At 61.8% G+C, this 13,393-nt stretch carries 10 protein-coding genes; 5 read left to right on the top strand and 5 right to left on the bottom strand.

Translation table 11 applies throughout. From position 1 onward, the window contains the following. Nucleotides 1–214 precede the first annotated feature (214 nt). A complete protein-coding gene (locus tag ACTNBB_RS05615) occupies nt 215–1,777 on the bottom strand; it encodes a cation:proton antiporter domain-containing protein (protein WP_441057178.1) in 1,563 nt (520 codons plus the stop codon). 184 nt (nt 1,778–1,961) lie between these two features. Between ACTNBB_RS05615 and ACTNBB_RS05610 the strand changes: the two genes are divergently transcribed. The 4 genes from ACTNBB_RS05610 to ACTNBB_RS05595 all read left to right on the top strand — a co-directional run bounded on the left by ACTNBB_RS05610 (nt 1,962) and on the right by ACTNBB_RS05595 (nt 7,725). Next, nucleotides 1,962–5,708, top strand: coding sequence for a phosphoribosylformylglycinamidine synthase (locus ACTNBB_RS05610; RefSeq protein ID WP_441057176.1), 3,747 nt, complete (start codon nt 1,962–1,964; stop codon nt 5,706–5,708). A 100-nt stretch (nt 5,709–5,808) separates the two neighbouring features. After that, a complete protein-coding gene (locus ACTNBB_RS05605; protein WP_441057174.1) occupies nt 5,809–6,744 on the top strand; it encodes a DMT family transporter in 936 nt (311 codons plus the stop codon). 135 nt (nt 6,745–6,879) lie between these two features. Then, nucleotides 6,880–7,014, top strand: a complete 135-nt coding sequence (locus ACTNBB_RS05600; RefSeq protein WP_441057172.1) for a hypothetical protein — start codon at nt 6,880–6,882, stop codon at nt 7,012–7,014. A gap of 33 nt (nt 7,015–7,047) precedes the next feature. After that, complete coding sequence (locus ACTNBB_RS05595; RefSeq protein ID WP_441057180.1) at nt 7,048–7,725, top strand: hypothetical protein; 678 nt, start codon at nt 7,048–7,050, stop codon at nt 7,723–7,725. On the opposite strand, the gene ACTNBB_RS05590 is transcribed toward ACTNBB_RS05595, so the two are convergent. Continuing rightward, nucleotides 7,722–8,873, bottom strand: coding sequence for a diguanylate cyclase domain-containing protein (locus ACTNBB_RS05590; protein WP_441071042.1), 1,152 nt, complete (start codon nt 8,871–8,873; stop codon nt 7,722–7,724). The two genes, ACTNBB_RS05595 and ACTNBB_RS05590, sit on opposite strands and share 4 nt — an antisense overlap. A 150-nt stretch (nt 8,874–9,023) precedes the next feature. Then, on the bottom strand, nt 9,024–10,046 hold the full coding sequence (locus tag ACTNBB_RS05585; RefSeq protein WP_427794188.1) for a 2-keto-3-deoxygluconate permease: 1,023 nt from the start codon (nt 10,044–10,046) through the stop codon (nt 9,024–9,026). A 514-nt stretch (nt 10,047–10,560) separates the two neighbouring features. Here ACTNBB_RS05585 and ACTNBB_RS05580 point away from each other — a divergent pair. Beyond that, entirely contained in the window at nt 10,561–11,373 is an 813-nt protein-coding gene (locus tag ACTNBB_RS05580; protein WP_441057168.1) for an HD domain-containing protein, read from the top strand. Here the strand turns inward: ACTNBB_RS05580 and ACTNBB_RS05575 are convergent. Both ACTNBB_RS05575 and ACTNBB_RS05570 read right to left on the bottom strand, forming a co-directional pair. Continuing rightward, nucleotides 11,370–12,575 carry an FAD-binding protein gene (locus tag ACTNBB_RS05575; RefSeq protein ID WP_441057166.1) on the bottom strand — a complete coding sequence of 402 codons (1,206 nt, stop codon included), beginning with the start codon at nt 12,573–12,575 and terminating at the stop codon, nt 11,370–11,372. The genes ACTNBB_RS05580 and ACTNBB_RS05575 overlap by 4 nt on opposite strands. After that, complete coding sequence (locus ACTNBB_RS05570; protein WP_154517150.1) at nt 12,576–13,391, bottom strand: electron transfer flavoprotein subunit beta/FixA family protein; 816 nt, start codon at nt 13,389–13,391, stop codon at nt 12,576–12,578. Nucleotides 13,392–13,393 lie beyond the last annotated feature (2 nt).

The following is a 13,393-nucleotide window of genomic DNA, read 5'->3' as shown; positions in this document are numbered from 1 at the left end:
CCGATACAATACGGAGAGGCGCAGCGATGCGCTCGGCGGCCGCACGCCGGCCGAGTTCCGCGCCGCGCTGGGAAGGGCCGCGTAACGGTCCAAGAAATCGTCCGCAGTCCCCGTCCATTCTGGGATGTGACTTCCCGATGGGGGCCGATGCGGAAACTGCGTCCCGTTTCGGGTCTTTAAAGCGGGACGCGGCTTCCCCTAGGGAAGCATCTCGTTATTTGCCGTCGTCGTCCTGGGCTTCATCGCGCGCGTAGAGCTCCAGCATGCGGCGGCGGTATTCGCGCACGGCGAGCTTGGCGCGCTCCAGGCGGCGGCGCTCACGCGGAGTCAGCTTGGACGGGTCGATCTCGTCGCCATAGGTCTTCTCAGCCAGCAAATGAGCGGCGTCCACGATGCGGGCATCGATGTGGCCGCTTGCCGCCTCGGTCGAGAGGCGGTCAGCAATGGAATCAAGGGTAGGTATGCCGTCGAGCGAACGCCCATGGCCATGCGAGGTCAAAAGCTCATGCTCGCGCGCGAGCAGGCTCGCTAGGTCGTGGTGAGCGCGCAGGATATCGAGTGCGTCGGCAGGGTGCTCGGCGACCTCTGCCACGGCAGTGGCCGGCGCGGCATCGACCACGCGATAGAAGAGCTGCGCGAGCAGCGGCATCAAGAACACCGTGATGGCACCGGCGGCTACCATAACCGAGGCGACGTCTTGCGACAGAGCGCCTGCGTTGACGGCCACACTCGTCACGGCAACGATGATCGGCAGGGCCGTAGTGCAGTACAGAGCCACGGTAATGCGGCCATACGCCGAAACGTCACGTGTCGCGGGACAAATGCTCATAGAGACAAGGATCGGCACGGCGCGAATGATCAGCAACGCCGCGATAAAGCCCACGAGCAGACCCGGGCGCGACGCCACGGCCGTCAGGTCAATCTTTGCGCCCGACACGGTAAAGAACACCGGAATCAAAAAGCCATAGGCCAGGCCATCGAGCTTGGTCTCGAGCGTATGGTTGCCCTCGGGGATGATATAGCGCAGGACAAAGCCAGCGGCAAAAGAGCCCAACACGATGTCTAGGTCAAAGATGGCGGAAAATGCCACGAGTGTGACCAGGATGAGCACCGTCAGGCGCACGAATGTCTGCGACGTCGTGTCGGCCCGTTCCTCGACAAACGCAAAGAAGCGGCTGCCGACGCGCTTGGAGCGGCTCGGAACCACGGCCAACAGCACACAGACCAGTGCAAACAAGCCAAGGATCACGAGCGTCTGGATACCAGTACGAGCGGAGAGCAGCACCGACATGGCAAGCACGGGACCGAGCTCTCCCCACGTGCCATAGGCAAGGATGGAGTCGCCCACGCGCGTGCCGGTCAGCGAACGCTCACGCATGATGGGCACGAGCGTGCCGAGCGCCGTCGAAGTGAGCGCCAGCGTCACGGCGATACCGTCGAAATGGCTGACCGAGAACCACGGGGTAAAGCGCACGGCAAGCCAGGCGATGCCAAACGTGACGACCCACGTCGCCATACCGTAGCGTCCCTCGAAGCCCGTGATGTTCTTGGGGTCGATCTCAAAGCCGGCAAGCAGGAACAAAAAGGCCAGACCGAGCTCGGACACAAGCGATACCTCGGCATCTACATGGATGACGCCGAGCATGTGAGGTCCCAGCACCGCGCCGAACACGAGCAAAAAGACCGTCTCGGGAACGGGCTTTCCGGGAATCGCCGATGCGATAAAGGGGCTTGCGAAGGCCACAAGCGCGATGATGGCGAGCGAAACGAATGCCATGTGATGCCTTTCTCTTGTTTGCGCTTCACTGTAGCACCCTCGCCGTCCTCAATACGCCATGAGCTGTCGTATCATAGTGACGTTTACAAACATGTGGCTCAAGGCGACCGCGAGGCTTGTCCCGCAAACCGACCGCTGCCGCATACCGCACCGTACGCCCAACCGATCAGGAAGGCAGGAACCAATGGTCTCTCGTATTTACGTGGAGAAGAAACCCGGGTTCGACGTCGAGGCTCAGCAGCTCAAGGGCGAGCTGACCGAAATTCTCGGCATCAAGGGCATCGAGGCCCTGAGGATCATCAACCGCTACGACGTCGAGGGCATCGACGAGGAGCTTTTCCGCTCCTGCGTTCCGACCGTCTTTAGCGAGCCCCAGGTCGATGTGACCTACGACGAACTCCCCGCAAGCGATGGCGCCGTCTTTGCCGTCGAATTCCTGCCTGGCCAGTTTGACCAGCGCGCCGACTCCGCCAGCGAGTGCGTGCAGCTCATCAGCCAGGGCGAGCGCCCCGCCGTGCGCTCCGCCAAGGTCTATATGATCTCGGGCGCTCTGGACGAAGCCGCCATCGAGGCCATCAAGCACTACGTGGTGAATCCCGTCGAGGCCCGCATCGCCTCGCTCGACCTACCCGAGACGCTGTACATGGAGACCCCCGAGCCCCAGCCCGTCGAGGTGCTCGACGGCTTCCGCGAACTCGACGAGGCCGGCCTTGCCGCCTTTATCTCCGAGCGCGGCCTTGCCATGGACGAGGCGGACATCGCCTTCTGCCAGCAGTACTTCCGCGATGAGGACCGCGACCCCACCATCACCGAGATCCGCGTGATCGACACCTATTGGTCCGACCACTGCCGCCACACCACCTTCGGTACCGTCCTGGACGATGTGACAATCGATGACGCCGTGGTACAGCAGGCCTTCGACCGCTATATGGAGATGCGCCACGAGCTCGGTCGCGACGCCAAGCCCGTCTGCCTCATGGACATGGGCACCATCGGTGCCAAGTACCTTAAGAAGACCGGCGTCATGACCGATGTCGACGAGTCCGAGGAGATCAACGCCTGCACCGTCAAGGTGAAGGTCGATGTCGACGGCGAGGACCAGGACTGGCTGTTCCTGTTTAAGAACGAGACCCACAACCACCCGACCGAGATCGAGCCCTTCGGCGGTGCCGCCACCTGCGTGGGCGGCGCCATCCGCGACCCGCTCTCTGGCCGCAGCTATGTGTACCAGGCCATGCGCGTCACCGGCGCCGGCGACCCCACCGTCCCGGTCTCCGAGACGCTCGAGGGCAAGCTGCCGCAGCGCAAGCTCGTGACCACCGCTGCCGCCGGCTACTCCAGCTACGGCAACCAGATCGGCCTTGCCACCGGTCAGGTCAACGAACTCTATCACCCCGGCTACGTGGCCAAGCGCATGGAGGTCGGCGCCGTCGTGGGCGCCACCCCGGCAAACCACGTGCGTCGCGAGTGCCCCGCCCCCACCGACAAGATCATCCTGCTGGGCGGCCGCACCGGCCGTGACGGCATCGGCGGTGCCACCGGCTCCTCCAAGACTCAGAATACCGATTCCATCGAAACCTCGGGTGCCGAGGTCCAGAAGGGCAACGCCCCGGTCGAGCGCAAGCTGCAGCGTCTGTTCCGCCGCGGCGACGCCTGCCGCCTGATCAAGCGCTGCAACGACTTTGGCGCCGGCGGCGTCTCGGTCGCCGTGGGCGAGCTTGCCGACGGCCTGTATGTCGACCTGGACACCGTGACCAAGAAGTACGACGGCCCGGACGGAACCGAGCTCGCTATCTCCGAGTCCCAGGAGCGCATGGCCTGCGCCGTCGCCGACGGTGACGTCGAGGAGTTCATGGGTTATGCCGCCGAGGAGAACCTGGAGGCGACCGTCATCGCCGAGGTTACCGCCGAGCCGCGCATGCGTATGGCCTGGAACGGCGTCGCCATCGTCGATCTGTCCCGCGAGTTCCTCAACTCCAACGGCGCACCCAAGCACCAGGTCGCCCACGTGTGTGCCCGCAGCGTGTGGCAACCCAGCTGGGCCGGCACCACGCTTGCCGAGCGCATGACCTCGCTTGTCACCGATCTCAACGTCGCCTCCAACAAGGGCCTTTCCGAGCGCTTCGACTCCACCATCGGTGCCGCTACCGTGCTCATGCCCTTTGGAGGCAAGACGCAGCTCACCCCGAGCTCTGCCATGGTCGCCAAGTTCCCCGTGGACGGCGAGACCACCACGGCGAGCGCTATGGCATGGGGCTTCAACCCCTACCTGATGGAGGCCGACCAGTTTGCAGGCGCCTACCTGTCCGTGGTCGAGTCCATCGCCAAGCTCGTTGCCGCCGGCTTTGAGCACAAGCGCGCCTACCTCTCCTTCCAGGAGTACTTTGAGCGCCTGCGCACCGAGCCCGAACGTTGGGGCAAGCCCATGGCAGCCGTCCTGGGCGCCCTTATGGCCCAGGTCGACCTGGGTGCCGGCGCCATCGGCGGCAAGGATTCCATGAGCGGCTCGTTTGAGGACGAGGCCGGCGAGCTCAACGTTCCGCCGACCCTGATCAGCTTCGCTGTCGCCGTGGGCCGTGCCGCCCGCGCCGTCTCCCCCGAGTTTAAGGGCCTCACGCACCGCGTCGTTCGCATCGCCCCCGCCACCTATGGCGAGGACTACCGCCCCGATGCCCAGCAGCTGCTCGCCGCGTTTGACGCCGTCGAGGCGCTCACCGCTACCGGCGACGCCCTGGCCGTCTCCACGCCCGGCTACGGCTGCGGCGCCGAGAGCCTCTTTAAGATGTGCGTCGGCAACCAGATCGGTATCGAGCTTGCCGAAGATGTGGACGTGGAGAGCCTCTTCACCCCGCTCTACGGCAGCTTTATCGTCGAGCTCGCCGAGGACGCCGAGCTGCCCGAGGTCGCCGACGGCGTTGTCGTCGAGCCCCTGGGTACCACCGTCGAGGGCTATGTCATCGACACCGGCTCCGAAGTCATCGAGCTCGCCGAGCTCCAGGAGGCCTGGGAGAGCGGTATCGAAGGCGTCTTCGCCTACCGCAGCGCCGGCGAGACCCCCGAGGTCGAGGCCATCGACTTCCGCGCCAAGGATATCCACGTGTACGGCGGCGCCAAGATCGCCCGCCCGCGCGTGATCATCCCTGTGTTCCCCGGCAACAACTGCGAGTACGATAGCGCCCGCGCCTTCCGCGCCGCCGGCGCCGAGGCCGACACCTTCGTGATCAACAACCTCACGCCCGAGGCCGTCGCCGAGAGCACCCACGAGCTCGCCCGCCGCATCCGTGCAAGCCAGATCGTCATGATTCCCGGCGGCTTCTCGGGCGGCGACGAGCCCGACGGCTCCGCCAAGTTCATCACGGCGTTCTTCCGCGCTCCCGAGGTCACCGAGGCAGTCCGCGACCTGCTCAAGGCCCGCGACGGCCTGATGCTGGGCATCTGCAACGGCTTCCAGGCCCTGATCAAGCTCGGCCTGGTGCCCTACGGCGATATCGTCGACGCCACGCCCGATGCGCCCACGCTGACGTTCAACACCATCGGTCGCCATCAGAGCCGTCTGGTGCGCACCCGCATCTCGTCCAACCTGTCCCCGTGGCTGTCGCAGTGCAGTCTGGACGACCCCTACACCGTCGCCATCAGCCACGGCGAGGGCCGCTTTGTCGCCAACGATGAAGTGCTCGCCCAGCTGATCGCCAACGGCCAGGTCGCCACGCAGTACGTGGGCGAGGATGGCAAGCCCAGCATGGATCTCTCCGTCAACCCCAACGGCTCCGCGCTCGCCATCGAGGGCATCACGAGCCCCGACGGCCGCGTCCTGGGCAAGATGGGCCATGCCGAGCGTCGCGGCGACAACCTGTACCGCAACGTGCCCGAGCATGTCCCCGGCGATAAGTTCATGCCGATCTTTGAGAGCGGCGTAGCCTACTTCGCTTAAATACGTTCCCATCGGGTACAATCCCCTCGGGTAACAACACCCGCCACCGGCACACCCGGTGGCGGGTTCTTTTTTACTTCGCGCATACAGGAAGGACATCATGGAAAGCCGCAAGCCGTATTTCGCCACCCTGCCCGGACTCATCCTGGGCTGCCTCGTCTGCTGCGCACTCTGGGGGTCGGCTTTCCCCTGTATCAAGATCGGCTATGAGCTCTTTGGCATCCCCGCGCACGATAGCGCCTCGCAGCTGCTCTTTGCGGGCTTGCGCTTCACGCTTGCCGGGACCCTGGTTATCGTTGGGATGAGCGCGGCCCAGCGCTGCCCACTCGTTCCACAGGCTCGCGACATTAAGCCCATCTGCATCCTGTCGCTCTTCCAGACTATCGGGCAGTACTTCTTTTTCTACCTGGGACTCTCGCGCGCCAGCGCCATGTCGAGTTCCATCATCGAGGCCAGCGCCAACTTCCTCGCCATCCTCTTTGCCGCTCTGGCGTTTCGCACCGAAAAGCTCGATGCGACCAAGGTGCTCGGCTGCGTACTGGGCTTTGCCGGCGTCGCATTCGTCAACCTTTCGGGTGCGGACGGCACCTTTGGCTTTACACTCGACGGCGAGGGATTTATCTTGGCTTCCACTATTGCGGGCGCCCTGTCGACCTGCCTCATTGGCATCTTCTCGCGCGAGCATGACGGCGTCTTGCTCGCCGGCTGGCAGTTTTTGGTCGGCGGTTTGGTCCTTACCGCCATCGGGTTTTTGATGGGCGGCGCGCTATTCCCCACCGAAATCGCCCCCGCCATCGCGCTCATCATTTATATGGCGCTCATTTCCGCCGTCGCGTACTCGCTGTGGTCCCGCCTACTCGCCGTCAACCCCGTTAGCCGCGTTTCGGTCTTTGGCTTTATGAACCCGGTCTTTGGCGTGCTGTTGAGCGCGTTGTTGCTCGGAGAGGGCGCTGGCACGAGCCCCGTTACCGTAATTGTGGCCCTGCTCTTGGTCTGCAGTGGCATCATCATTGTCAACAAACCTAAAAAGGCCTAACAAACCACCCCGTTTGGAAAAGGGCAGCTCTCACTTTAGCTTAATGGAGTACACTGTATCTCGTTGATTTCGTACCGAGTCGCGGCGACAGACGCCGTCTTGCCGTAACGCGCCGGCGACATCGAGGGGATACAGATGCATAAGAAACTGGTTATGGGAAACCAGGCCTTTGCGTATGCCGCGCTTGCGGCGGGCGTTCGCGTGGTCGCCGGTTACCCGGGCACGCCGTCGACGGAACTTGTCGAGACAGTTGCCAAACTCAAGGCCTAAGGTAGTGCCGAGGGTGTCCACGTCGAGTGGTCGATCAACGAAAAAGCCGCGCTCGAGGTGCTGGCAGGTGCATCGTATGCAGGAGCGCGCTGCCTTTTTACCTGCAAACAAGTCGGACTAAACGTTGCCTCCGACCCGCTCATGAGCCTCAACTACGTGGGCATCAAGGGCGGTCTGGTGCTGTTTGTTGCCGATGATCCCGGCCCCATCTCCTCTCAAACCGAGCAGGATACGCGCCGCGTTGCCGCATTTGCGAAGATCCCCGTGCTCGATCCGCAAAATCTGGAGCAGGGTTACGCGATGATGCAAGAGGCATTTGAAATCTCGGAGCGCTACCATACGCCCGTTATCGTGCGCCCCACCACCCGCGTATGTCACGCCTCAACCTATTTGGAGGTACCCGAGCATACCGTCGCACATCCCGCTGGCACCTTTGAGAAGGATCCCAAATGGGTTATCTTCCCACGCCGTTCGTTTACCGCCCATGGCGAGGTTAACGAGCGCCTGCCGCAGATTGCAGACGCCTACTCCAGCGGCAAGACTGCAGACGCGTTTAACCCCATCGAAAACCATGGCGATGCCACGCCGCGCCTGGTGAGCTGCCGCGCTCCGAGAAAAAGACGAGGCGCATCTTCGACAGCCGATACTAGTCCCCGAAAGCGCAGAAGGGGCGCACGACCATCGCAACGGTCGTGCGCCCCTTTTTTCTAGCGTATCTGGACGCCGACTTTCTTCTTCTCGCGCTTTACGCGGTAGAGCTCCGCGTCGGCAGCACGGAGCAAGTCTTGCCAGGTATCGACGCCATCACCAACCCGTGCGTAGCCGATGGACATCCGCAACAGATACGGAACCTCGGCGCGCGCGAGCTCGTCGTTGATTGCCGCGCACAGATGCAAGATATCCTGCTCCGCTATCGCCTTTTGAAGCACCACGAACTCATCGCCGCCATAACGCGCGATAAAGCTACCAGACGCCGAGCAGACTTCTTTGAGCGCAGCGGATATGACCTGAAGAGCATGGTCGCCCTCCACATGTCCATAGCGGTCGTTAATCTGCTTAAAGCCGTCGGCGTCCATCACAAGCAGATACACGTCTTTGGCCTGATCCACATTTGAGAAGAGCGACAGTATATAGGTCTCAAAACGGTTGCGATTGTTGAGGCCAGTCAACGGGTCGGTCGAGATGAGCTGCTCCTGGAAGACAATGTAGAGCAGCAATATGCTAATCATTATGCCGACACAAAGGCCGGGCACCGAGTATACGACCTGAAAGGTACCGCCCACCAGGGCCGGAATGGCGAAAAATGCCAAGGTTCGATAGATGGTCTTCGTCTGCAGGCTCTCGACCCTGCGAGATTGCACAAACGCATGTAGGGACGTATGTAGAACGTAACAGTAGCTGACAATGGGCTGGATCATATAAGCAGAGCCGCGACTATACACGCCCTGCGAATCGATATAGAACAGGGCGTGCGTCCAGTAACTGGTAAACGCCAGCACGACCACCAGAACCGTAGGCGACGCTACAAGCACCACCCTATAGCGCGAGGCCAAAAGGCGAGAACCCTGCACCGTCTCGGAATAGATAAACCAAATGAGACACACGATGGCAAAGAGCGAAAACGAAACCGCGTTGGAAATCCAGTTGACAGCAATGCCCAACGTGCCGTCCACACCATCCAATAGCACCCAGATCATATCGAATAATATGTACGCGGCAGAGGTGTAGCCAAGCATGCTAAACAATAGCTGCTGGGTGCTCGAGAACAAGGAGCGACGACTCCGCACGGCAAGCCCGATAAGAACAATCATGCTTAGCAGGAATATCTCAATCTTGAGCGCCTTAACCACCAGGCCCATCTCCCCATCATCAAACCGACAGCGCTTCTCCGAGCCGCACGCATCACCATAACTCCCCCAATACAGAGGGGAATGAGGGAATAATACCAGAGCGCCCGGGCGCTCTCACGGCGCGAGTTGCACGCCAGCATCATTGATGGGCGCCGATGGCTACTCGCCATCGATGTCGGCCGCGACGGCTTCCTCGATCGCCTCGACACCGGCGGGCGACAGGTCTTCCTTGCCCTGGCAGAACTTCTTATCGACCCAACCGGTCAGAATCGGAGCCATGATTGCCGTGATGATGACGGCGGTGGCGATCTGAGCGTATGCGGTGGGCGCAAGATCGGCATAGCGCGGCGCGACCTCGGCAAGAGCAACCGGCGTGGTCATAGCCGTGCCGGCGATGGTGGAACAAGCCACGGCGGCTTTGCCGTTACCGCCGCACAGGCGCTCGAACGCAAAGGTGATGGGACCGACGACAAACAACGTGACAAGGCCCAGCAAGATGCCGGAAATGCCGCCGGTGATAAAGCTCGACAGGCTCATAGACGCACCGAGCTGAAATCCGATGACGGCGATCGCAGGATTGGTGCCGGGAACCAGCAGGTTCTTGATGAACGGGAAGAGGTTGCCCAAAACCATGCCAATCACGAGCGGCAGGATGGAACCGATGATGGTGCCAACGGGAATGTTGGCAAGACCAGAGACACCAAGAATGATCATGGTAACCGCAGGGCCCGCCGTGAAGAACAGGATGCCCACGGCGCCCTGCTCGGACTCGTCGCCAAACTCGCCCATGATGCCCGTGTAGAGCGCCATGTTGCAAAACGTAATGCCGCCGATGATGGAAACCGAGCTCAGGCCCAAAAAGTTGTCATTAAAGAAATACGCAACGCTCAAGCCCAGCACGGCTGCCACCACAAGCTTAGGAATCAGTACGACAATGCCGGTCTTGATGGCACCCGGCGTGGACTTAAAGCTGATGCCGGCACCCACGAACAACAGGATCGCGGCGACGATGGTATTGGAACCGCCGCGGCAGGCGGCGGTAAAGAAGCCGCCGATCTCGAAGACCTGCGGGCAGAAGGTATTGAGCAAAAGGCCGACGATCATCGGGTAGATCATGATGTCACCCGGAATGCGCGGTACTTTGAATTTCTTTTGCTCGTTGGCGATCGCTTCCTGTGCCATGAAACCCCCATTTCCGCCGACGCAGAACAAAAGCCCACGTCATGCTTTGCTACAGTAAAGTTTGACCATGGTACCAGAAGAAGCAGACCGGCTCGGTGAGAAATCCGATTCGTGGGGCCCGGACGGTAAACGCACCCCACTCCTATACGAGGCTCAAAACGATATAGAGCCCGATACCCGAGACGTAGCACCACAACATCGACTTTGTCTTGATTGCCACCGCAACGACGCCGACAGCCGCTGCGAAAAGAGCAGGCAAATAAAGAGCGATGTGCAGACGAAACCCGCAATAGCGGTGGGAACATCGACAACGGCGCACCTATCGCAACATTGGTAAGCATCACCGGCCAGACGGTTTTAACGATTTTGAGCACCATAGCGTTCCTCGTCCCGACAAGCTTTCCGAGCCGCATTCGACGACATGGCAGAATCATCGCCCGGCGGCAACCGAGTTCACCTACAATTGCCACCGGATCGAAAGACACAGAAAGACACAGCTTTTTAGGAAGTCGTTATGACAGCTATCGATCGAACGGGGGCAATCGCGGCCTTCAGGACCTACACCGATGCCTACGATGCCGCCAATCCGCGTATCGCGCTCAAAATCGAGCATACGTACCACGTTGCCGAGGCATGCGATGCCGTGGCACGCAAGCAGGACTGGTCACCGCAGGACATTGACCTGGCGTGGCTTTGTGGGCTGTTGCACGATATGGGCCGCTTTGAGCAGCTGCGACGCTGGGACACGTTTAAGGATGCCGAGAGCATGAGCCATGCGAAGTTGGGCCTCGAGGTCCTCTTTGGCAAAAACCCTGCAGACGCGCCCGCGGCAACAAGTATCCGCGACTTTATCGACAGCCCGGCAGAAGACGAGCTCATCCGCGCGAGCATCGCCTATCACAGTGACTTTCGCCTGCCGGCACAACTCGACGAGCGTACACGGTGCTTCTGCGATATCGTGCGCGATGGCGACAAAATCGACATTATGCGCACCATCGCCGACAGCACCGTCGACACCATCCTCAAGGTGGATGAGGACGCATTTCTCGCCAGCCACTTCTCGGCGCCGACGTTGACCGCCTTTGACGAGCACCGCTGCGTCGCACGTGATGAACGCGACGAGCCCGCGGACTACCTGGTAGGACTCATCTGCTTTATGTTTGAGCTCGTCTATCCGGCGAGCCGCGCGCTGGCGCGCGAGCAGGGCGATATCTACCGCCTGCTCGACGCGCCCTTTGGTATTACGCAGCCCTTTACCGACCCCGCCACACAGGCAACCTGGAGCCGTCTTAGGGAAGAGATGCGCGACTGGCTGGCGCGCGCCTAGCGCTCAAGCTGGGCTAGCAGCTCCTCGACGACCTCGACGGCATCACCGACAACCTTGTACTGGGCAGCACCAAAGATGGGGGCATCCGGGTCCTCGTTGATGGCGATGATGCATTCCGCCCCACCGATGCCGGCAAGATGCTGGATGGCGCCCGAAACACCGATACTCACAAGCATCTTGGGCGAAACCGATACGCCCGTCTGGCCAATCTGATGGCGATACTCCAACCAGCCGGCCTCCACGACGGGTCGCGTGCAGCCAAGCTCGGCTCCCAGAGCCTCGGCGAGCCTTCGCATCAGCGGCAGGTTTTTCTTGGAACCAATGCCGCGACCTACCACGACCAGGCGCTCGGCATCGGCGATTGAAGCCTGCTGTCCCCACTCCTCGGCGGGAATCGAGATCTCGACACGAGCCTTAGCATCATCCGCAAGTGCTATCTGGGTGATCGTGCCGGAGCGGCCGTAGTCAAAGTCGGGCGCCTTAAAGATGCCGGGGCGCACCGTTGCCATCTGGGGACGATGATTGGGGCAGACGATGGTGGCCATCAGGTTGCCGCCAAACGCCGGACGCGTCTGTTGCAGCAGCCCCGTCTCCGTATCCATCGAAAGCACGGTGCAGTCAGCCGTAAGGCCCGTCTGCAAACGCACGGCAACGCCGGGTGCCAGTTCGCGGCCAAAGGCGGTCGCTCCGTACAGAATGGCCTCGGGCTTGCGCTCTGCCACCAAATCGCAGATGAGGCGAGCGTAGACCTCCACATCGTTCTGGCGCAGACGCTCGTCGCGACAGATCAGGACCTCGTCTGCACCGGCGCAAACCAGATGCTCCAGGTCACAGAGAGAACCCTCGGGGCCCATGCCGACCAGCGCCACCAGGCGACAGCCGCGTGTATCCGCAAGCTCGCGGCCCTTGCCCATGAGCTCGAAGGCAACGGGAGCCACCGTATCGTGCTCGTCGGTCTGCGCGAATACCCAAATGTCTCGATATGAATCGAGGTCAACCGCGCCGGCGGCCTCGTCGCGCTCGATCGAAATAGCATTGACGGGGCAAGCGTCGACGCACCCGCCGCATAGGATGCAGCCGTCGGTTACGCGGGCGCAACGGTTGGGCCGCTCGCCTTCCACTACGATGCCGCCCGAGGCACAGGCGCGAACGCAGCGACCACAGCCGATACAGGCTTCGCTATCGATAATCAGTCCGCTCATCTATGCCATCCCCTCGATAATCTTGGCAAGTTTCGCCGCCTGCTCGGACGCCGTTCCGTCAACGGCCTCGCACGTTTGGTCACGGTCGGGCACAAACGATCGCACGACCTGTGTCGGCGAGCCGGCAAGACCGCAGCGCGCGGGGTCGGCGTTCACGTCGGCAGCGTTGACCACGCGCACGTCCGCCTCCTCGGCCGCACGAATGCCGGCGATACTCGGCATACGCAGTTGGCCAATCTCCTTGGCAGTCGTCATCGCGCACGGCATCTCAAGATAGACCGTCTCCTCGCCGGCATCGCAGCCGTGAACAAGCGCCAGTGAACCACAGGTCGTAAAGCCCGCACTCTGCACGCAGCTCACGTCGGTCACGCAGGGAATCTCGAAGGCACCGGCAAGCTCGGGACCAATCTGGGCCGTATCGCCGTCCACCGCCATCTTGCCGCAGATGAGCAGGTCGAAGTCCTCGTCGAGCGCCTCGATACCGCACTTGAGGGCATAGGTGGTTGCCAGGGTATCGGCACCTGCAAAGGCGCGATCGGTTAGCAGCAGTGCGTCATCGGCGCCTCGGGCGATGCAGTCGCGCAATAGCGATTCAGTCGCGGGGATGCCCATCGACACCACCGTTACGCGCACGTCCATGCCAAAGCCGATAAAGTCGTCCTTCAGCGCCAGCGCGCATTCCAAAGCGCTCGCGTCAAAGGGATTAATGACCGCCTGCTTGCCATCGCGCACGATGGTATTGGTCTTGGGGTCCATCTTGACCTCGGTGCTGCCCGGCACCGCCTTGACGCACACCACCATATGGAAATCGCTCATCT

It is taken from the genome of Collinsella sp. HCP28S3_B9, assembly GCF_052066095.1.
Lineage (GTDB): Bacteria > Actinomycetota > Coriobacteriia > Coriobacteriales > Coriobacteriaceae > Collinsella.
Note: the sequence above shows the minus strand (reverse complement) of the source record. Positions and strands in the feature narration are given on the sequence as shown.